Here is a 20547-nt window from a genome sequence, read left to right as displayed (position 1 = left end):
TCGGCGAGGGTACCCACGCAGCAACCCAACGCCAGCGCACCAGGCCGACATGTCATGACCAGACACCCGATGGCTCTCACCCAGGCGCATGTGGATCGCGCCAGCCGGGCCGTCCCCGACCCCGGCCCCGAGGCCCATATCGTCTACCATTCGGACGCCGATTACGACGCGGCAGTCGCGCGCATGCTCGGCGAGCGGCCCGCCGACGGGGAAATCTGGCTGTTTGCCTATGGATCGCTCATCTGGAAGCCGGAATTCGAGCACATAGCCGAGGCGGAGGGCGTGGCGCGTGGCTGGCACCGATCGTTCTGCTTTCGCGTGACGCGGTTCCGCGGGTCGTCGGACTGTCCCGGACTGATGATGGCGCTCGACCGCGGCGGCCAGTGCCGCGGCGTGCTCTACAGGCTGCCCGATGCCGATCCCGCGGCCCTTCTCGGCAGGTTGTTCCGGCGGGAGTTCACCTCCAAGCCTCCCAATTCGATGCCGCGCTGGGTCAGCGTCGTGACCGGCGAGAGGACCATCAGGGCCCTGACCTTCGTCATGAACAGACAGTCGACGGCCTATGTCGGCAAGCTGCCGCTGGACTCGGTGGCGGATACGCTGGCACTGGCCTGCGGGCACTGGGGGTCGGGCGCAGAATACCTTCACAATACCGTCAGCCATCTCGACGAGCGCGGCATTCGCGATCGCAATCTGTGGCGGCTGCAGGCCATGGTCGCCGAGCGCATCGACCGGTATTACCCGCCGGCGTGACCCGGTTGCCGCAGTGGCACGGCAACCGACGCATGGAGCGCCGCGCGCGGTTGCCAAATGCCGCTGCCGCCGCCATGAATGCGGGGGACACGCGGTTCGAGGAGAGACCCGAATGATTGAGCAGACTGCAATCTTTTCCGACCTCAGGAATGCCTCCGTGCTGATCACGGGGGGCGGCTCCGGGATCGGCGCGGCGCTGACCGAAGGGTTTGCCCGCCAGGGATCCCGCGTCGCCTTCATCGACATCGCTGTGGAAGCCAGCCGGGAGCTGGTGGACCGGCTTGCCGGCGACGTCGATCACACACCGCTCTTCATCGAGGCCGATCTCAGCGATCTCGGCCAGTTGCGCAATGCCTGCGCGAAGGCCGACGAAGCCCATGGCGCGGTCACCGTTCTCGTCTCCAATGCTGCGCTTGACGACCGACATGAACTTCTGGAGATGAGCGAGGATTACTGGGACGCCAACCAGGCGATCAATCTCAGGCCCGCGGCCTTTGCCGCCCAGGCGGTGGCGCCGGGCATGATCGAGGCGGGACAGGGCGCCATCATCAACTTCACCTCCACCTCCTACATGCTCAACATTGGCACCATGCCGTCCTACACCGCGGCCAAGGCCGGCATTGTCGGACTGACCAAGGGGCTAGCCGGGCGGCTCGGCCCGCACGGCATTCGGGTCAACGCGATCGCGCCGGGCTGGGTGATGACCGAACGCCAGAAACGGCTCTGGGTGACCGAGGACGGGCTCGCCGACATGCTCGGCCGGCAGTGCCTGAAGGAACCGATCCAGCCGCACGACATGGTCGGGCCGTGCCTCTTTCTCGCCTCGAGCGCCGCGCGCATGATCACCGCGCAGGTGCTGATCGCCGATGGAGGCATGATGTGAGCGCCGCACCCGCCTTCGTCGCCGTCGACTGGGGTACATCCGCGTTCCGGCTCTGGCTGATGAGCGCCGACGGCGCCGTCATCGCCGAGCGCCGCAGCAACGAGGGCCTCGCGGCCGCATCGGCCGCAGGCTTTGCCAGCGTGCTTGAAAGCCATCTCGCCCCCCTGCCCGGCTCCGACGGCCTTCCGGTGGTAATCTGCGGCATGGCCGGCTCGCGCCAGGGCTGGATCGAGGCCGGCTATGTCGAGGTCCCTGCCGAGCTCACCAGCATTGCCTCCGGCGGCGTCAGGGTCCCCGGCACCGAGCGCAACGTCACCATCCTGCCCGGCATGTGCGTGAAGTCCGCCCGCGAGCCGGACGTGATGCGCGGCGAGGAGACCCAGTTGCTCGGGGCGATGCTCGAATCCTCCGGCGCCGAGCGGTTCTGCATGCCCGGCACCCACTCGAAATGGGTGCAGATGCGCGACGGCAAGGTGACCGGCTTCCAGACCTACATGACCGGCGAACTGTTCTCGGTCATCTGTTCGGCCAGTATCCTCAAGCACTCGATTCCCGATGGTGGATCGGTGGACGCCAACGAGCCGGAATTTCTCACCGGCGTGCGCGACGGCTGGCTGACGCCGGCCCGCTTCACCCACGAGCTGTTCTCGATCCGCGCCGGACAGTTGCTGCACGACCGTCTCCCGACCGACAACCGCGCCCGCCTCTCCGGGCTGCTGGTGGGGGTCGAATTCGCGGGCGCCGGCGTCGGAGACGACGAATCGGTGGCGCTGGTCGCCAGCGGCCGCATGGAGCAGCTCTATCACGCAGCTCTCGTCGCCTGCGGCGCCCGGGTGCAGACCATTGACGCCGACACCGCCGTCCAACGCGGCCTTCGGCAAGCCTGGCGGATCCTCGCCACCGAAACCGGAGGCCGCTTGAGCGCATGACCCGCATTCCCTTTCCCGAGATGAAACGCGGCCTTGTCGCCATCCTTCGCGGCATTCGTCCAGACGAAACCGACGCCATCGTCGACGGACTGATCGGGGCCGGCATCACCGCCATCGAGATCCCGCTCAATTCGCCCGAGCCGTTCAAGTCGATCGGCCAGGCGGTCCGGCGCGCGCCGGAGGGCGTTCTCGTCGGCGCCGGCACCGTGCTCACCGTGGCCGATGTCGACAAGCTCCACGACGTCGGCGGGCGGCTGGTCATCAGCCCCAATGTGGATGCATCGGTGATTGCCTGCTCAGCAGGCCTCGGAATGGTGACGATGCCGGGCGTGTTCACCCCGACCGAAGCGCTGGCAGCATGCGCGGCAGGCGCCTCCGCCCTGAAATTCTTCCCGGCCAGCGTGCTTGGACCCGCCGGCATCAACGCCATTCGCGCCGTGCTGCCGAAGGATGTGCCCGTCGGCGCCGTGGGCGGCGTATCGGATGCGGACTTTCCCGCCTATGCCAAGGTCGGGATCCGCACTTTCGGGCTCGGATCAAGCCTTTACAAAGCCGGCATGAGCGCAGACGAGGTGATCCGCAGGGGTCGCGCGGCTGTCGCCGCATTCGACGCCCTGGGAGAGAGCACATCATGACCAGCGAACTCGCCCCCGAGCCTTCGGGCAAGGCCCTGCCGGCACCCGCCTGCACGCTTGGTGAAGGCCCGACCTATGACCGCCACACGGATACCGCCTGGTGGTTCGACATCACCGGCAGGAAGCTTTTCGAATACAGGATGGAAGCCGGCCAGCTCTCCACCCATCATCTGCCGGTGATGGCGAGCGTACTGGCGCGCGTCGATGGCGAACGCCAGGTGCTGGCCACCGAGTCGGGTCTGATGCTGCGCATGACCCACAATGGGGCGCTGTCGATGCTGATGCCGATCGAGTACGACGACAAGCTGACCCGCTCCAATGACGGCCGGGTGCATGCCTGCGGGGCCCTGTGGGTCGGCACCATGGGCAAGAACGGCGAACACGAAGCCGGCGCCATCTACCATGTCTTCAAGGGCAAGCTGACCCGGATCTACGACAAGATCTCGATTCCCAACGCGATCTCGTTTTCCCCGGACGGCGCGATCGCCTATTTCACCGACACGGAAACGCTCAAACTGATGCGGGTTCAGATCGATCCGAAGACGGCGCTGCCGCTCGGCGAACCGAAGCTGTTTCATCACCTCGCCCATGGCGACGGCTGGCCGGACGGCGCAGTTGTCGATGCCAACGGAGTGCTGTGGAACGCCCGCTGGGGCGGCGGCGCGGTGGATGCCTATTCTCCCGATGGAAGGCGCATTCTCAGCCTCGACGTGCCGGCCAGGCAATCAAGCTGCCCCGCCTTTGTCGGTCGCAACGCAGACCGGCTGCTCGTCACTTCGGCGTTGCAGGGACTCGACGCGGATGCGCGCAAGGCCGATCCGGAGGCCGGCCTCACCTTCCTGCTCGACCACGCAGTGCAAGGCCGCTTCGAACCCGATTTCTATCTCGTCTGAGGCAGTCCAATCCGGATGGGAGTTGGAGAAGGAAGTTCGACTGCTGCCACCACAAACTCTTCATCGACACTGTGATGCGGATCGACTGCCCGATTTGGTTTGAGGCCCGGGCCACGATGCCTCTGCCGTCATGCCGGACCCGCTCCGGCATCCAGCGCGCACAGTCCTGAGCGCAAAGGAGTCTTCCACGCCGCGGACGCGGCGTGGCTGGATTCCGGCTCAGGGCCGGAATGACGATGGAGAGGGCGATGGTGACGCCCTCAGATATCCTTGACCAGCCGCAGCGCGTCGTAGATCGCGGCGTGGGTGTTTCTGGCCGCCACCGCGTCGCCGATGCGGAAGAGCTGGAAGCCTGAGGGGCAGCCGTTGAGGGTCTGCGGCTTCCCCTCGATCAGCGCGTCATAATCGACCTCGCCCTGGTTGGAGGATTGCGGCTTGAGTTCGAAATAGAGGTCTTCCAGCGGCAGCGTGCCGTGGTTGATCACCACCTGGTCGTAGTGCCGCGTCTTGGCAAGCGCCATGTAGTCGCTGCCGATGGTGGCCTTGAGCTGGTTGCCGTCGCGCGCCACCGAGGTGAGCCGGAAGGTGACGGTGAAGGTGACGTCCTTGTCCTGCAGCGAGCGCATATAGGGCACAAGGTTCATCGCCATCACGTCGGGGGCGAAGCTGCGGTCGGGGGTCATCACCTCGACGGTGGCGCCGGCATTGGCCGCCACCTCGGCCGCCTGCAGGCCTGCATGGTCTCCGGCATCGTCATAGACCAGCACATTGCGCCCCGGCTTCACGTCGCCGGAAATCAGGTCCCAGCTCGAGACCACCAGTTCGTTGCCTTCGGTCAGAACCTCGGTGTGCGGCAGGCCACCGGTGGCGATGAGAACCACATCCGGATTTTCCGCCAGCACGTCGCCTGCCTCGGCATAGGTATTGAAGCGGAACTCGACGCCGCGCGCCGCACACTGGGCCATGCGCCAGTCGATGATGCCGATCATCTCGCGGCGGCGCTTGTTCTGCACCGTAAGGCGGATCTGGCCGCCGGGATCGGGCGCAGCTTCAAAGACGATGACCTCGTGGCCACGCTCGGCCGCAACGCGTGCAGCCTCCAGCCCGGCCGGGCCGGCGCCGACGATGACGACCTTCCTCTTCACGCCGGCCACGGGAATCGTGTGAGGCATCGACAGTTCGCGGCCGGTGGCGGGATTGTGGATGCACAGGGCCTCGCCGGCCTGGTAGATACGGTCGAGGCAATAGGTGGCGCCGACGCAAGGCCGGATGTCGTCCTCGCGACCTTCGACGATCTTCTTCACCAGATGCGGGTCGGCCATGTGGGCGCGGGTCATGCCGACCATGTCTAGCTTGCCGGAAGCAATGGCGTGGCGCGCCGTGGCGACATCGGGGATGCGGGCGGCGTGAAAGGTGGGCATTCCGACCTCGGCGCGGATGCGGCCGGCAAAATCGAGATGCGGCGCCGATTTCATGCCCTGCACCGGAATGACATCCGTCATTGCCGGATCGGTGTGGATCTGGCCGCGGATGATGTTGAGGAAGTCGACATTGCCGGACTTCTTGAACATGTGGCCGATGGCAATGCCCTCTTCCTCCGAGATGCCGCCCGGCGCGGTCTCGTCGGCGGTGTAGCGCACGCCCACCAGCAGCTTTTCGCCGACGCGGGCACGAATTGCGGCCAGCACATCGAGCGCAAAGCGGGCGCGGTTGCCGAGATCGCCGCCATAGGGCGCATCAAGCTGATTGGTCAGCGGCGACATGAACTGGTCCATCAGGTGGCCGTAGCATTCAAGCTCGATGCCATCGAGACCTGCCTGGGCCATGCGCTCTGCGGCATCGGCATAGTCATTGATGATGCGGGCGATGTCCCAGTCTTCCATCTTCTTCGGGAACGCCCGGTGCGCCGGTTCGCGCTGGTGGCTGGTGGTCAGCGCCGGCAGCCAGTCGCCCTTGTTCCAGTGCGTGCGGCGACCGAGATGGGTGAGCTGGATCATCACCGCGCAGCCATGCTCGTGGCACTCGTCGGTGAGCTTCCTCATCCAGCCGACGACCTCGTCCTTGTAGGCGAGCACGTTGTTGAACACCGGCGGGCTGTCCTTCGACACCGCGGCCGACCCCGCCGTCATGGTCATGGCCACGCCGGCCCGCGCTCGCTCGACATGGTAGGCCCGGTAGCGATCCTTGGGCATGCCGTCGACCGGATAGGCCGGCTCGTGGCTGGTGGTCATGATCCGGTTCTTGAGCGTCAGATGCTTGAGCTGGTAGGGCTGCAGCAGCGGATCGTTGACTTGCACCATTTTGAGGCGGCTCCTGGAATTGGTTGGACCGGCACGGGCGACGCCCGTTCCCGGCATAGGTCAGTTCATTGGCAGGTCATGTCCGAGACGCGCCATTCGTTGGTCAGCGAGGCGATATCGGAGACCTGCCAGCCGGCGGACGAATGCACGAGTGTCCATTCCACCTCGGTCGGATTGTCGAAGTTGGTGAAATGCGCCATCACCCTGGCGGTGTCGCCGTTGACCGTCTCGTCAAGCTTCAAGGTCCTGGTGATCTCCTCGAGATCAAAATCCTGGCCGTCGATCGAGAAGACGAAATCGATGCAGACGGTCTCGTCCCGATTCCAGGCGGCATCCGAATCAACGAGGAACTTCAGCACCGGGTCGACGAAGCGATCGCGGTTCTCCAGCTGATACTCAGATCCCGGATCGGCATAGAAGGCCTTGACGACCTCCGACGCATCGCCGGCCATCGCCGGAGCGCAGGTCAGGGCAAGGAGCGATATCGAGGCAAGGAATTTCAGCACGTCACGACTCCGGTTGGTACGACTGCCGGTCAATACCATGCGTCCGCCATCGCCGCCTTCTTTTGCTCCATGAAATCCACAAGCGCGTCATCCGTCGCCACATCAAGCGGCGGCGCCACATAGTCGGCCAGCATCTGCTTCCAGCGCGCATTGGCACGGGTCGCCGCATCGGTTCGTCCGGCCGCCTCCCACTTCTCGAAAGGCTCGTTGTCGTTGATCGTCGTGTCCCAGAAGGCGGTCTGGTAATTCTTCATCGTATGATCGCAGCCGAGGAAATGCTTGCCGGCACCAACCTCGAGAAAGGCGTCGATGGCCAGCGAATTGTCGTCGACCACCACGCCGGCAAGATAGGAATGCAGCGCGCCGCAGAAATCCGCATCCATGACGAACTTCTCGTAGGACATCGACAGCAGGCCATCGAGGAAACCCGCGGAATGCAGGATGAAATTGGCCCCGCAATGCACCGCGGACAACATCGACATCGTGCCTTCGTTCATGGCCTGGGCGTCGGGCAGCTTGGAATTGGTGAAGTTGCCGGCGCAGCGCAGGGGCAGGTTGAGCCGGCGCGCCAGTTGGCCGATGACCATCGACCCGATGGCGGGTTCCGGCGTGCCGAAGGTGGGCGATCCCGACCTCAGCGACATCGACGAGAGGAAATTGCCGAAGATCACCGGAGCGCCCTTGCGCTCGAGCTGGGTGAGCGCGCAGCCGGCCATGGTCTCGCCCAAAGCCTGGGCGATGGCACCGGCATTGGTCACAGGCCCCATGGCGCCGCCGAGGATGAAAGGCACGATGACGGCTGCCTGGTTGGCGCGCGCATACGCCCTGAGCGCATTGGTCATGGTGCCGTCCCACACCAGCGGCGAGTTGACGTTGACATTGCCGAGGATGACGCAATTGCGGTCGACAAAGTCGCGGCCGAAGACGATGCGGGCCATGTCTATGGATTCCTCCGCCCGGCTCTCCGAGGTCACCGAGCCCATGAAGCCACGATCGGAATATTTGAGGTGGCTGTAGACCATCTCCAGATGCCGCTTGTTCACCGGCACGTCGACCGGCTCGCAGATGGTGCCGCCGGAATGGTGCAACCATGGGCTCGACTGGCCGAGCTTGATGAAGTTTCGGAAGTCCTCGATCGTGCCGTAGCGGCGGCCGCGATCGAGATCCATGACGAAGGGCGAGCCATAGGCGGGCGCGAAGATCACGCTCTTGCCGCCGATCTCGACATTGTGGGCCGGATTGCGGGCATGCTGGGTAAAGCTCGCCGGCGCGGATTTGAGGATCTCGCGCAACATGCCAGGCTCGAAGCGCACAAGCAGGCCCTCGACGGTGGCGCCGGCCGCATTCCACAGATCCAGGGCCACCGGATCGTCGCGGAACTCGATGCCCACCTCGGCGAGAATGCGGTCAGCCGCGGCCTCGATCTTGAGCAGGTTCTCCTCCCCCAGGATGTCATAGGTCGGGATGTTGCGTACGATGTAGGGCACCGACAGATGCGGAGCGGTCACCGGCCCGTTGCGGCGGGCCTCGCGTCCGCCGCGCTCGCGCCGCCGCGGAGCTGCGGCAGCATCTTCCAGCACCTCGATCGAATCCATGATCCATCCTCCATTGTTCTCCCATCCTATGCGCGGAAAAAATGAATGTGACGCTGGAAAATTCGGTGCGCTTGGATAAGGTGAGCTTATGGAAAGTCTCCGGCGCCTGTTGCCCTCGGCCAGCAACCTGATCGTCTTCGAAGCCGCCGGCAGGCACGGCAGCTTCACCCGCGCAGCCGCCGAGCTGGCAATGACCCAGGCCGCCGTCTCCTACGCCGTCAGGTCGCTGGAAACGCAGCTCGGCACGCCACTGTTTCGCCGCGCCCACCGCGCCGTTGAACTCACGGAAGCCGGACGGCGATTCCATGCCGACGTCACCCTTGGGCTCGGCCATATCCGCAAGTCCGCCGAGGAAATCCGGGCCCGGGGCCGCGACGTGAGCGTCACCCTGGCAGCGTCCACCGCGTTCGCCTCGATGTGGATGCTGCCGCGGCTGCAGCGGCTGCGCGACGAACTGCCGGACATCGATCTGCGGATCCAGACATCGGACCGGGATCTTGAACTCGACAACGAGCCGATCCAGCTCGGCATCCGCGGCGGCAGGCCGGAACACTGGCCCGGCTACGAAAGCGCGCTCCTCGCCCCGGAAATCATCGAGGCGGTGGCAAGCCCGCTCTATCTCGACCGCTTCGGCGCGCCGGAAAGCGTGGCCCATCTCACCCGCCACCGGCTGATCCATCTGGAGGAGCCCTACCGGACTGCCTGCGACTGGCGGCAATGGTTCCTGAGCGCCGGCGTCAACGGCGCGACCGCAAACCGGGTGCTGGCCATCAATGACTACGTGCTGGTCATCCAGGCTGTCCTGGAAGGCCAAGGCGTCGCGCTCGGCTGGCAGCACCTGACAGAGCGACTCGTGGCAAGCGGACTGCTCAGGCCGGTAACCGAACACCGGCTGGACACCGGTGCGGCATTCTACGTGATCTGGCCGAAATCGCGCGTGCTGAGCAAACCGGCCAGGGATGTCCGGGACTGGCTGATGGCGGAAGGCCGGTCAGCATCCCCGGGCGCACGCTCCAATGGAACGGATCAGCCCCGCAAGGCATAGACCGTCGAGTTGCGAATGCGGGATTCCTCTTCGGCGTGAATCAGCGCCATTGCCGCCTCCGGGTCGACGGCCTTCCCAAACAGGTAGCCCTGGCCGATGCGGCAGCCGAGCTCGATGAGCTTCGCCGCCTGGGCGGGCGTCTCGATGCCTTCTGCGATCACCTTGAGTTCGAGACCCTCGCACATGGCAAGGATGGCCCGGACGATATGCTCGGACGGCTTGTCCCGGGTGATCTCGGAAATGAAAGAGCGGTCGATCTTGACCTTGTCGAAGGCGAAGTCCCGAAGCCGGCCGAGACTGGACTGGCCGGTGCCGAAATCGTCAAGCGAAATGCCGATACCGATGGAGCGGAGTTCCTCGACGACCTTCTGGGCCGTTTCGGGGTCGGTCATCATCGCGGTTTCGGTGATCTCCAGCTCGAGCCGGCGCGGGTCGAAGCCGACGCTGTTGAGAATGTTGATGACATTGAATGCGATGGCCGGATCGATCAGCTGTGCAGACGACAGGTTGAAGGACAGAAACATGTGCGACGGCCAGTGCTTGGCAGTCTCCGCCGCCTTTTTCAGCAGCGTTTCCGTGAGCGAATCGATGAAGCCGCGCTCCTCGGCCAGCGGAATGAAGAGGCCCGGCGAGACCGAGCCCAGTTCGCGGTCGGTCCAGCGCGCCAGCGCCTCGAAACCCTGGATCGATCCGTCGAGCAGATTGACGATGGGCTGGAAATGCACCGCCACCTCGTCGGCGATGATGGCGCGGCGAAGCGCCTGCTCGACCTCGGTGCCGCGTCGCATCTCCTCGGCGATTTCCTCGGAATACACGGTGATCTGCCCGCGGCCGCGTCGCTTGGAGCGGTAGAGCGCGGTGTCGGCACTCTTCATCAGTTCGGCAAACTGCTCGCCGGCAAAGGGATAGACGGCGAAACCGAAGGAGGCCGAAAGACGGACATTGCGGTCGCCAAGATCGTACGGCGCGGAGAGGACGTCCTTGAACATGCGCCCTATCTTCTCCGCGCCCCTCTTTTCGAACACCAGCGGCAGCACGAAGGCGAATTCATCGGAATCGATCCGCGCCACGAAACCGCCATCGGGGAGGCAGGCGCGCAGGCGGTGGGCAACCTGGCACAGTATCTCGTCGCCAGCCGCATGGCCGAACAGATCATTGATCGGCTTGAAGCCATCAATGTTGACAATGCCGATGCTGAAGGGCGCGGGATCGTCGGCGCGCTCCGTTGCCAGCTTGCGGACACGATCCATCAAGCGTCGCCGATTGCCGAGCCCGGTCAAGGGATCCGTAAACGTATTGACCTTGGGGTCATCCGCACCAGTCTGCGCCGGATAATCGTCTGGATACATTGAGATCCCACTGTGTCCGCGAGTTGGTCTTATACAACTCAATTTTGAGTGTGAATCCTTAAGATTGTCCTATCGGTTGCACCCCCATAAATCCTGAAATTTAGTATTTTCAAGCTGTTATCCGGCATTATCTGCGCTGGCGAGCATCAGATCAGGATCATCGACCCAGGTCCGTATTGCCGCCTCCAGCTTTTCGGGACTGACCGGCTTTGACAGGTAGTCATCCATGCCGGCGGCAAAGCACCGGTCGCGGTCGCCCGACATCGCGTGGGCGGTGACCGCTATGATGGGCACGTGGCTGCCCTCGGCTCCCGCCTCGATCTCCGCTGCCCGGATGGCCTGCGTCGCCTGGAAGCCGTTCATCACCGGCATCGAGACATCCATCAGGATGAGGTCGGGGCAAGAGACCTGCCAGGCATCGAAAGCCAGCTGGCCGTTGTTGACGATGCGGTGTTCAACACCGATACCGTCCAGAATCTGTTCGAAGACGATCTGGTTGACCTCGTTGTCCTCGGCCACCAGCACCCGGACACGCCGGGACCTGGAGCGTGCCGGACCAGTAGCAGTCCCGGCCGGGTCGGCCGGCCGTCCAGCGGTGACCGGTCGCGGGCCAGGCGCCGTTTCCATGGGCGGCGGGGACGAGGAACATAGAACAGGGCCGCGGATCCGGGCGTCGCCAGTCACCGGTTCGATCGCATCCGGCGCCGCGGCGACAGGAGCGGCAGAGCCACCCCCCTCCGTTCCGACCTCCGCCTGAAGCGCGATCGCATCCGCCAATCCGGCGCCGGAAGGCTCGGGCATGCGCGCGGCAGACAGATAGCGCACGAGCACGGGATGCGCCAATGCTTCCTCCAGGCCGGCGAGCGCATCGGATATGTCGGGGGAACACTGCACCGCATCGACAGCCACGCCCATCGACGCGGCCACATCGAGAAAGGCAAGCGCCTCAGCCGCCCCGTGAACCGCAAAGGCGTCGGAACCGCGCGCGCGCAAGGCCGCTACGCTGGCCGCGGATCGGCCCCTGTCCTCGTCGATCACCAGCACGCTGCTGGCGCGGCGCGTGGCCCTCGCCGGCCGGGCGGGATCGCAGAAGGCCGGAGCAAAGGCTTCGGCGCTTCGGTCGACATGACCGACTGTGGAGATGGCGTCGATCATCACCAGCAGCCGGTAGTTGCCGGGCGAGCCGAAGCGGCTCTTGCGGATGATCGAGCGGACGATGCTGCCGTCGGCGCGCAGAACATCCTCGACCCAGCCCGCCGGCACACCGGTCTTCAGGACCTCTCGCTCTTTCTGCTCATAGTGGCGGGCGATGGCCGCATCGGCGATGTCGGAGGCCGTGCGGCCGGCAAGCCTCCTCGGGTCGAGCCCGAGCATACGGCAAAAGGCGTCGTTGACGAAGATGTAGCGCAGGGATTGATCCTTGACCAACACCGGATTGGTCATGTGGGCGAGCGTCTGCTGGAAGAGTTCATTCTGCTTGCGCAATTCGGCGACCTCGAGGTCGCGCCTGCTGATATCCGAGACATCGGTGACTGTGCTGATGAGCATGCCGGTCGGCATCCGTCGCTTCATCATGCGCACGAAGCGACCGTCCGCCAACCGCTCCAGGCTCTCGTGGCGCTCGCGCCAGTGCAGCGCCAGCCGCTCGGCGATCCAGTCCTCACGCGAGACCGGCTCGGCCAGGGAGTGGCCGCCGGCCGGTTTGAAGGCGTGGGTGTCGTAGACGGCGCCCAGGATGTCGCGGAGCCTTGCGCCCGGCACCATCTGACGGGCCGCGGCCGGGAAAAAACTCGCCATCTCTCCGGTGGCGACAAGCAGAATATCGTTCTTGTCATAGATGGTCAGGCCCATGCCGAACACACCGGCGAGCACCTCGACCAGGGACGTATCCACCTCCGGCTTGACTTCGCGTTCCGTGCCCACCGCTTGCCCCCTGCAGCCCGGATCGGCGCGATCGCCGCTCCCGGTAAGTTCAGCCGAGCTTCATGCTCCCTGCTCCGTCCTGAGCAGCGTCCAATCCGCCCGCCGATTTCACCGTTGTTGCCGCGGGCACTCCATCCTGGATGTTTAAATGTCGCAGCAAGGTGTTAACTTCGGTTTAACCGCAATCGGCATCTCCCGCCGCGATGAGAATCAAGCGCAAGTCGTTGACATTGGTGCGGGTCGGCCCTGTTGCGACAAGGTCGCCGCTGGCCTGGAAGACCGACCAGGAATCGTTGGCGGCAAGGCTCTGCCGCGGCGACAGCCCGGCAGCGCGGGCGCGGTCCAGCGACGCCGGATCGATCATGGCGCCGGCATTGTCCTCGCTGCCGTCGATGCCGTCGGTGTCGCAGGCCAGAGCATGGACCGCCGGATGCCCATCGAGGCCGATGGCGAGCGCCAGCAGGTATTCGCAATTGCGCCCTCCCCGTCCCCCGGCGCCCCTGACGGTGACCGTCGTCTCGCCGCCCGAGACAACCAGCAGGGGCGGCGATCCCGGCCTCAGCGCGGCTGCGCGCGCCAGTGCCAGGGCGGCATGCTCGGCGCCCACTTCGCTCGCCTCGCCCTCGATATCGGCGCCGAGCGAGAGCACCTCGAAGCCGGCCTTGCGGCCGGCCTCCGCCACCGCCTCGACCATTCCCGCTGGCCGGGCCGCAAGGTGGAAGACGCACCGGTCGAACACCGGATCGCCGGGCTTGGGCGTTTCGGCGCGCACATCGCTGAGGCGCGCGCGGATAGAAGCAGGCACGTCGATGCGATATTTCGCCAGCACCGCCCTGGCATCGGCGAGCGTCGTCGGATCCGGCACGGTCGGACCCGATGCAATCACCGAGGGATCGTCCCCGGGAACGTCGGAGATACCGATCGTGTAGACCGGCGCCGGAAAGGCCGCCTCGGCCAGCCGGCCGCCCTTGATGGCGGAAAGATGCTTGCGCACCGCATTCATCTCCTGGATCGGCGCGCCGGAAGCCAGAAGCGCACGGTTGACGGCTTTCTTTTCATCGAGCGTGATTCCATCGGCGGGAAGTCCGAGCAGCGCCGACCCGCCACCTGATATCAGGCACAACACCAGGTCATCCTCGCCCAGTTCCGAGACCGTCTCGATCAGGCGGCGAGCGGCGGCCTCGCCGCGATCGTCGGGGACCGGATGCGAGGCCTCGATGACCTCGACATGGCTGCACGGCATGCCATGGCCGTAGCGGGTGACGGCGATCCCTTCGAGCGCACCCTGCCAGTGGTCCTCGACGGCACGCGCCATGGAGGCTGCCGCCTTGCCGGCCGCAATGATCACGGTGCGGCCCTTCGGCGGCGCGGGCAGGAGCGGCGGCACGCAATGGGCCGGATCGGCGGATTCTATTCCTGCCCTGAACAGTTCCAGCAATGTCCGGCGTGCGGTTTCCGTCTTGATCATCGTCATTCCCCGGTCGTAAAGTCCGCCGCAGAAAACCGGTCGCAAGGCGGTTTGGCAATGGCCGGCTGCAAGTTTGCGCCGACAAGCCGGGATATCGGCAGCTTTTGTCGGCACGACCGTTGCATGCGCCGGCGAATCCGCGAACATGGGGCATGCGTGTTCATCAACTCCCAGAGACTCTGATCAATCAGATTGCCGCCGGCGAAGTGATCGAGCGACCGGCGAGCGTCGTCAAGGAACTGGTCGAGAACGCCATCGACGCCGGCGCCACACGGGTTGAGATCGCCACCGCCGGCGGCGGCAAGGCGCTCATCCGCGTCACCGATGACGGCCATGGCATGGATCGCGACGACATGATGCTGGCGGTGCAGCGGCACTGCACCTCGAAGATCGATACCGGGCTCGACGACATCCGCACATTGGGCTTTCGCGGCGAGGCACTGCCGTCGATCGGATCGGTGTCGCGGCTGTCGATCCGGAGCCGCACCGCGGATGCCGGCAACGGCCACGAGATCACCGTCTCGGGCGGCGTCAACGGGCCGCTGAAGCCGGCGGCCGCCAATCGCGGCACCATCGTCGAGGTCCGCGACCTGTTCTTCGCCACGCCGGCGCGGCTCAAGTTCCTCAAGGGCGAGCGCGCCGAGACCGGCGCCATCACCGAAGTGGTGCGGCGGATCGCCATCGCCTTTCCCTCCGTCCGCCTGGTGGTCTCGGGCAGCGACCGGACGACGCTGGAATTCCCCGCCACCGGCACGGATTCGCTTTCCCGCATCTGCCAGGTGCTCGGACGCGAATTCGGCGAGAACACCATTCCGCTCGACGCGCGGCGCGAGGATGTCCAACTCACCGGTCATATCGGCCTGCCGACCTACAACAAGGCCAATTCGCTGGGGCAGTATGCGTTCGTCAACGGCCGCCCGGTGCAGGACAAGCAGGTGCTGTCTGCCATCCGCGCCGCCTATTCCGACACCATTCCGCGCGGCCGCTATCCGGTGGCAGTGCTGTCGCTGACGCTCGATCCCGCGCTGGTCGATGTCAATGTGCATCCGGCCAAGGCGGATGTGCGCTTCCGCGATCCGGGACTCATCCGCGGCCTGATCATCGGCGCCATCCGCCAGGCGCTCACCGAGGGCGGCGACCGTGCCTCGACCACCGGCGGCGGCGACATGCTGCGCGCCTTCCACGGCGGACCCACGACCGGCCACCCGTTCAGTCACCGGCCGCACACGCCGGCGTGGCACGCGGCGTCATCCCCCTACCGCCCCTTCGGATCACCGGGACCGGCGCCCGGCGCACCGGCGCAGGGGCCGGGAGGTTTTTCGGAAAGCCGGCAGGCGGGCTTCGCCGAGACGATCGCGCCTTCTGCGCGCGCGGCAATGAGCGACGACGCAGCGCCGGCGCCTGATCATCCGTTGGGTGCCGCCAGGGCGCAGATCCACGAAAACTACATCATCAGCCAGACCGAGGACGGACTGGTGATCGTCGATCAGCATGCGGCCCATGAACGGCTGGTGTTCCAGCGCATGAAGGCGGCGCTGAAGAGCGGTCCGATCGCTTCTCAGATGCTGCTGCTGCCCGACATCATCGACCTGCCGGAGGACGACTGCGACCGGTTGGCAGGCCAGGCGGAGGCGCTTGCACAACTGGGCCTGGTGCTGGAGCGCTTCGGCCCCGGCGCCATCGCTGTCCGGGAGACCCCGGCCATGCTCGGCGAAGTCGACGCCGCCGGGCTGGTCCGGGATCTTGCCGATGAGATCGCCGAATGGGATCACGCCGGTGGCCTGCAGGAACGGCTCGAGGCGGTGGCGTCGACCATGGCCTGCCATGGTTCGGTGCGCTCCGGACGCAGGCTCAAGCCAGAGGAAATGAACGCCTTGCTCAGAGAAATGGAACAGACTCCCGGCTCGGGGCAGTGCAATCACGGCAGGCCGACCTATATCAGCCTCAAGCTCGCCGACATCGAGCGATTGTTCTCGCGGCGATGAAACCGGGCTCCCGCCGGTTGCGGCGCAGATCGGGACGGGCGAGCGGCGGCGTGCAACTTGCAATCCCCCCTGCGACGCGGCATAGAATGCCGGGAGCAGACAACAGAACGAAAATGGCCATGAACCGTTTTGAAGGCCCGGGCGCCCGCCCGGCAAAAATCCGATATCTCGATGGTGATTTCCAGGTGCTGATGCCCGGAACCCACGTGATCTGCGCCGTCACCGGCGAGATCATCCCCATCGACGAGCTCAAATACTGGAGCGTCGCTCGGCAGGAGCCCTATGTGGATGTGAAAGCATCCTTCCTTGCCGACAAGCGCGAAGGCGTTCTGCCGACCGGCCATTAGGGTCCGACGGACGCTGAAAATCCCGGGCGTCTTTCAGATGCCCTTTTCGGCGAGGAATTGCGCCACCGTTCCGAGGCAGACTCTCCACGCCGGTTCGCGGTCGACCAGAATGTGGTTGCGGCTTTCGAGCGGCACGAAACGGGCGTCCGGAATGCCCGATGCCACCGCGCGGCCGAGCTCCAGCGGAATGCGCTGATCATATTTCGAATGAAGCACCAGTGTCGGCGCCTTGACCTCGGCGAGCCGATGCCGGATATCGATCAGTCCGAAGGCGTCCTGAAACCGCGCGGCGTTTTTCGGCGATGTGGTTTGCCGCTGGAAATCATCGAACCATTCAAGATCCGCCGCAGTCGCTTCCGGCATGAAGGTCTGGGAGAAAATATGCCTGTAGGCGGGGTTGTCGGTTCCCCAGCCAAGTTCGGTCAGCGTCCGCACAGCCACGCGCCTTGCCTGCTCTTCGGGACTGGCCGAATGCCGCCAGCCTGCCGCGTAACCGCCCAGCAGCACAAGTCCACTGACCCGCTCGGGATGGCGCACCGCATATTCGATCGACACTGCACATCCCTGCGATATGCCAAGCAAGGGAAACCGCTCCAGCTCAAGCTTGTCGGCCACCGCCTCAAGATCCTCGACAAAGGCCTCGAAGCTCAGATCCTCAACTTCCCAGTCGGAGAGGCCGCAGCCGCGCTCATCGTAACGGATGAAGCTGCGATAGCGGGCAATTGCCGCGAAACTCTGTCCCCAGATGGGGCTTGCCCAGTCGAACTCGAGATGATTGAGCCAGTTGGCCGCCTTGAGCAACGGCGGCCCGGAGCCGACACTGGCATAGGCGATATTGGTGCCGTCCCGGGCCTTGCAGAAGCCGATGCGCTGCGCCCTGAGCCCACGTGACCTGGCTGAAATCCGCGGCCTGGCGATTTGCCGGCCCGACGACGCCTGCCGGGTGGCCGCGAGGCTTGCCGACAGGTCCGCGGCGGGTCTTCCGCGCCCCTCTACCTTGCGCACGGTCCCATCGGCCGTGGCGGCCCTTGAGGCCCGCAAATGCAACTCGGCGCGCTCCGGGTCGGCTTCATGCCAAAGCCGCTGCCATTTCTGCGCCGGAACAGCCGAAATGTCGGGATGGGTGGCAAGCAAGCGCAGAACCTCTACACGCGCCGCCCGCGCATCTTCGCGCTCGGCAGTCAACCAGGCGTCGAAGCTCTCGTCGCCGGCCCCATCGAGTCCGTCGAACGGCACCCGGTCCAGCAGCAGCGCCATTTCTTCCAGCTCCGGAGCGGGAAAACTCGTTTGAGCCCGCCGCAGGCGCGTATGGATGTCGCGAAGATCGACGGCCGCGCCCTCGGCATCAAATCCAACCCGTTCCCGGTCGGCAATGATCCGGCTCCGGCCGTCGGTGTCGACCACCTTGCGGATTTTGGTCAACGACCAACGCAACGCCGCTTTCGGGTCATCGGGCATGTCCCACAGCAGCTCGCAGAGCCGCTCACGCCGGTGCGGCCGGCCGGTGGAGACAAGAAAGGCGAGAAGCGCGCGCGCTTTCCGGGATGCGGGCAACACCATCTCCTGGCCATTTACCAGAATACGCAGTTCACCAAGCAGCGAGATTTCGAGTTCGGGGTGCAAGCACGCCTCCTGAAATTGAAAAACAACGCTCTCCCCGCCCAATTAACACCGGTTGTACAACGCTGACAACAACGCTTAGGCGCGAGTCAGCGTCCATCGCGACATCAGCGCACCGCCTGCCCCGTCCCTCTCGCCCAGAGAGAGCCGGGGTTTGGCGCCGATGCGTTTATGCCAGCACACTGGAGCAAGAGCATGAATGACCATACCTTTATTGCTGCGCGGGGCGCACTTGTCGTTTCACCGCAGACGCTGATGGACGATCCCCACGGACAGTTCGCCACCCTCAGGGGCGACCATCCCGTGCTTCAACTGGGTGAGCGGCAATTCATGGCGCTGCGCGCCAGCGATGTCATGGTCATACTGAGCGATCCACGCACGAAGCCGTTGGAGGGGCGCGATTATGTCAGGATCCAGGGCGTTCCCGAGGGAGCCGCCGCCCGGTTCCTGAGGGATTTCTTCCTGTTCGGCAGCGGCGCGGAGCACCGCGCCAAGCGCGGCATGTTCGCGCGCAGCTTCGCCCATGGCGCAGTTCGCGCGGCACAGCCCCAGATTCAGGCGGTCGCCCGACGCATCGTTGCCGAGCTGCCGCGCGGCGAGAGTTTCGATTTCATAGATCGCATGGCCGCACGTGTTCCGGCGGAGATGATTGCGGCCATTCTGGGCCTGCCGCAGTCCGAGACCTCCTATTTCGCGCCGCGCGTCTATGCCATGTCGCGGGCCGTTTCGCCCGTATATCCGATTGACGATCACGCCGAGATCGAGACCGCGGTCTCCGAATTGTTCCGTTACGTGGTCGACCATATGCGCATCCGCTCGGAGCAGCCGCGCGATGATCTGCTGTCAAGGCTCGTGGCGGACTGGAAGGACGACCCCGTCATCACGTTCTCCACTCTGGTCCATCAGGTTCTCGGCATCATTGTCGGCGGCACCGATACCACCCGCGCAGCCTTTGCCGTGCTGGTTTCCCTGCTGCTGCAGCACCCGGAGCAGTGGACGGCGCTGCGAGATGATCCCTCGCTGATACCGGGCGCGGTATCGGAGGGGCTGCGCTATGACCCTTCGGTGGGGTCGATAGTGCGCTTTACCAACGCCCCTGTGGAGATCAGTGGCGTTGAGTTACCGGCGGGCGTGATGCTGCGGATCAGCAACATGTCGGCGATGCGCGATCCCGAACTCTATGCCGAGCCGGACCGCTTCGACATCCGTCGCAACGACCATCCGCGCCTGCATCCGGTTTTCGGCGCCGGCGCGCACCGTTGCATCGGTGAAATGCTGGCTCGGATCGAAATGCAGGAGGGACTGGCTGCCCTTGTCGCCGGTGCGCCTGCGATGGAGCTGCAGACGGCGCCGCAATTGCAGGGATTTGGCGGCCTCCGCCAGATCACGCCGATGCAGGTGATAATCCGATGACGCCCCTGATGGCCCTGGCCAGACAGACCCGCGCAGAGACCATGCAGATCTCCTTCGTCACGCATGACCGGCTTCTGATCGCCGAGCTCTCGGGCGCCATCGACAGCCGCAGTGCCGGCGATCTCTACGGCCCTTGTCGGCAGCGTCGGCGATGGACGCACGCACCTCATCGTCAGCCTGGCATCGGTGGAGCGCGTGACCCAAGCCGGCATGCGCGGGTCGCGAGTCCAGCGCGACCACCGGCAACTTCAGGCAGCGCAAGACTGGGTGCTCGATGATCTCGGCCTGTCGCGCCGGCAGGTTCGCGACGCCCCGCGCCGCCACCGGTTCCGGCTACCCTGCGATCAACGCTGTCGCAGTAGCCGAAAGGACCGTGCCTGCGCATGGCCACATACGGTCAGGCGTCTCGAAACGTCCCTGGAGGCCGTTTTGCGGTCTCGCCATTCAACTGACCATTTCAACCGTGATCCAGAAAGGACACTCAAATGACCCGCATGAACACCCTCTTTGCCGCCACTCTCCTGTCGCTCGCAACCGCGCCGGCGTTGGCCGCATCCAACCACACCGCGGACATTGCAGCCTGCCGCAAGCCGGCGGACAGATCCGCTTCCACCAAGGACGTCGACTGCAGGGTAACGGGTTCCGTGGGTGAGAGCGATGAGCAGACGCCAAAGGCCGACCGGTACCCTGCCGGTCCGTCGAACATGGGCGCTGGCCTCTGGCTTTGACAGGACCCGGGCGGGGAAGCTTGCGACAGCTGTCGCGTCAGCATTGGAATGCTTCTGCCATTCACTGACCAGCAAGAGCGCTCCACGTTCCTTACTCTTTGCATGTCCCATGACGGCGAGAAAATCACTTCGTCGGGAAACGCTCTGGCAGGCCCCGGCCAACCATATCTCCGCA

At 65.2% G+C, this 20547-nt stretch carries 18 protein-coding genes; 11 read left to right on the top strand and 7 right to left on the bottom strand.

The window, feature by feature from the left end; genetic code table 11:
• The first annotated feature begins 54 nt into the window (after positions 1–54).
• The 5 genes from DFR52_RS07975 to DFR52_RS07955 all read left to right on the top strand — a co-directional run bounded on the left by DFR52_RS07975 (position 55) and on the right by DFR52_RS07955 (position 4093).
• Positions 55–753: a gamma-glutamylcyclotransferase gene (locus tag DFR52_RS07975; RefSeq protein ID WP_110031420.1), complete on the top strand. Its 699-nt coding sequence runs from the start codon at positions 55–57 to the stop codon at positions 751–753.
• Positions 754–868: 115 nt separating this feature from the next.
• Entirely contained in the window at positions 869–1636 is a 768-nt protein-coding gene (locus DFR52_RS07970; RefSeq protein WP_110032019.1) for an SDR family NAD(P)-dependent oxidoreductase, read from the top strand.
• Complete coding sequence (locus DFR52_RS07965) at positions 1633–2565, top strand: 2-dehydro-3-deoxygalactonokinase (RefSeq protein WP_245415257.1); 933 nt, start codon at positions 1633–1635, stop codon at positions 2563–2565. Before DFR52_RS07970 ends, DFR52_RS07965 begins: the two co-directional genes overlap by 4 nt.
• A complete protein-coding gene (locus DFR52_RS07960) occupies positions 2562–3200 on the top strand; it encodes a 2-dehydro-3-deoxy-6-phosphogalactonate aldolase (protein WP_110031419.1) in 639 nt (212 codons plus the stop codon). The genes DFR52_RS07965 and DFR52_RS07960 overlap by 4 nt, the downstream gene beginning before the upstream one ends.
• Positions 3197–4093 carry an SMP-30/gluconolactonase/LRE family protein gene (locus tag DFR52_RS07955; RefSeq protein ID WP_110031418.1) on the top strand — a complete coding sequence of 299 codons (897 nt, stop codon included), beginning with the start codon at positions 3197–3199 and terminating at the stop codon, positions 4091–4093. Before DFR52_RS07960 ends, DFR52_RS07955 begins: the two co-directional genes overlap by 4 nt.
• Before the next feature lie 260 nt (positions 4094–4353).
• On the opposite strand, the gene DFR52_RS07950 is transcribed toward DFR52_RS07955, so the two are convergent.
• The 3 genes from DFR52_RS07950 to DFR52_RS07940 all read right to left on the bottom strand — a co-directional run bounded on the left by DFR52_RS07950 (position 4354) and on the right by DFR52_RS07940 (position 8494).
• A complete protein-coding gene (locus DFR52_RS07950) occupies positions 4354–6393 on the bottom strand; it encodes an oxidoreductase (protein ID WP_110032017.1) in 2040 nt (679 codons plus the stop codon).
• Positions 6394–6458: 65 nt separating this feature from the next.
• Complete coding sequence (locus tag DFR52_RS07945) at positions 6459–6899, bottom strand: hypothetical protein (protein ID WP_110031417.1); 441 nt, start codon at positions 6897–6899, stop codon at positions 6459–6461.
• 29 nt (positions 6900–6928) lie between these two features.
• Entirely contained in the window at positions 6929–8494 is a 1566-nt protein-coding gene (locus tag DFR52_RS07940; protein ID WP_110031416.1) for a trimethylamine methyltransferase family protein, read from the bottom strand.
• A gap of 88 nt (positions 8495–8582) precedes the next feature.
• Here DFR52_RS07940 and DFR52_RS07935 point away from each other — a divergent pair, with 88 nt between their 5' ends.
• Positions 8583–9539 (top strand): LysR substrate-binding domain-containing protein, encoded by a 957-nt coding sequence (locus DFR52_RS07935; RefSeq protein ID WP_110031415.1) that lies wholly within the window; start codon positions 8583–8585, stop codon positions 9537–9539.
• Here the strand turns inward: DFR52_RS07935 and DFR52_RS07930 are convergent.
• From DFR52_RS07930 to DFR52_RS07920, 3 genes are all read right to left on the bottom strand, one after another.
• Entirely contained in the window at positions 9521–10888 is a 1368-nt protein-coding gene (locus DFR52_RS07930) for a putative bifunctional diguanylate cyclase/phosphodiesterase (protein WP_110031414.1), read from the bottom strand. The two genes, DFR52_RS07935 and DFR52_RS07930, sit on opposite strands and share 19 nt — an antisense overlap.
• A 117-nt stretch (positions 10889–11005) precedes the next feature.
• The gene (locus tag DFR52_RS07925; RefSeq protein WP_110031413.1) at positions 11006–12811 is read right to left on the bottom strand and encodes a response regulator; all 1806 of its coding nucleotides are present in this window, start codon (positions 12809–12811) and stop codon (positions 11006–11008) included.
• A 175-nt stretch (positions 12812–12986) separates the two neighbouring features.
• Positions 12987–14279: a glycerate kinase type-2 family protein gene (locus DFR52_RS07920; RefSeq protein WP_210205800.1), complete on the bottom strand. Its 1293-nt coding sequence runs from the start codon at positions 14277–14279 to the stop codon at positions 12987–12989.
• Positions 14280–14431: 152 nt separating this feature from the next.
• Between DFR52_RS07920 and mutL the strand changes: the two genes are divergently transcribed.
• Complete coding sequence (gene mutL / locus DFR52_RS07915; protein WP_110031411.1) at positions 14432–16264, top strand: DNA mismatch repair endonuclease MutL; 1833 nt, start codon at positions 14432–14434, stop codon at positions 16262–16264.
• 119 nt (positions 16265–16383) lie between these two features.
• Complete coding sequence (locus DFR52_RS07910) at positions 16384–16611, top strand: DUF2093 domain-containing protein (RefSeq protein WP_110031410.1); 228 nt, start codon at positions 16384–16386, stop codon at positions 16609–16611.
• A gap of 33 nt (positions 16612–16644) precedes the next feature.
• Here DFR52_RS07910 and DFR52_RS07905 read toward each other — a convergent pair whose 3' ends face one another.
• Positions 16645–17868: an alpha/beta fold hydrolase gene (locus DFR52_RS07905; protein ID WP_245415256.1), complete on the bottom strand. Its 1224-nt coding sequence runs from the start codon at positions 17866–17868 to the stop codon at positions 16645–16647.
• 30 nt (positions 17869–17898) lie between these two features.
• Here DFR52_RS07905 and DFR52_RS24820 point away from each other — a divergent pair, with 30 nt between their 5' ends.
• The 3 genes from DFR52_RS24820 to DFR52_RS07895 all read left to right on the top strand — a co-directional run bounded on the left by DFR52_RS24820 (position 17899) and on the right by DFR52_RS07895 (position 20372).
• Positions 17899–18300, top strand: coding sequence for a hypothetical protein (locus DFR52_RS24820; RefSeq protein ID WP_245415255.1), 402 nt, complete (start codon positions 17899–17901; stop codon positions 18298–18300).
• A gap of 261 nt (positions 18301–18561) precedes the next feature.
• Entirely contained in the window at positions 18562–19644 is a 1083-nt protein-coding gene (locus DFR52_RS07900) for a cytochrome P450 (protein WP_158284896.1), read from the top strand.
• A 485-nt stretch (positions 19645–20129) separates the two neighbouring features.
• On the top strand, positions 20130–20372 hold the full coding sequence (locus tag DFR52_RS07895) for a hypothetical protein (RefSeq protein WP_110031408.1): 243 nt from the start codon (positions 20130–20132) through the stop codon (positions 20370–20372).
• Positions 20373–20547: the final 175 nt, after the last annotated feature.

The sequence above is a fragment of the Hoeflea marina genome, from assembly GCF_003182275.1.
Lineage (GTDB): Bacteria > Pseudomonadota > Alphaproteobacteria > Rhizobiales > Rhizobiaceae > Hoeflea > Hoeflea marina.
This window is presented reverse-complemented; position numbering and strand designations above follow the sequence as displayed.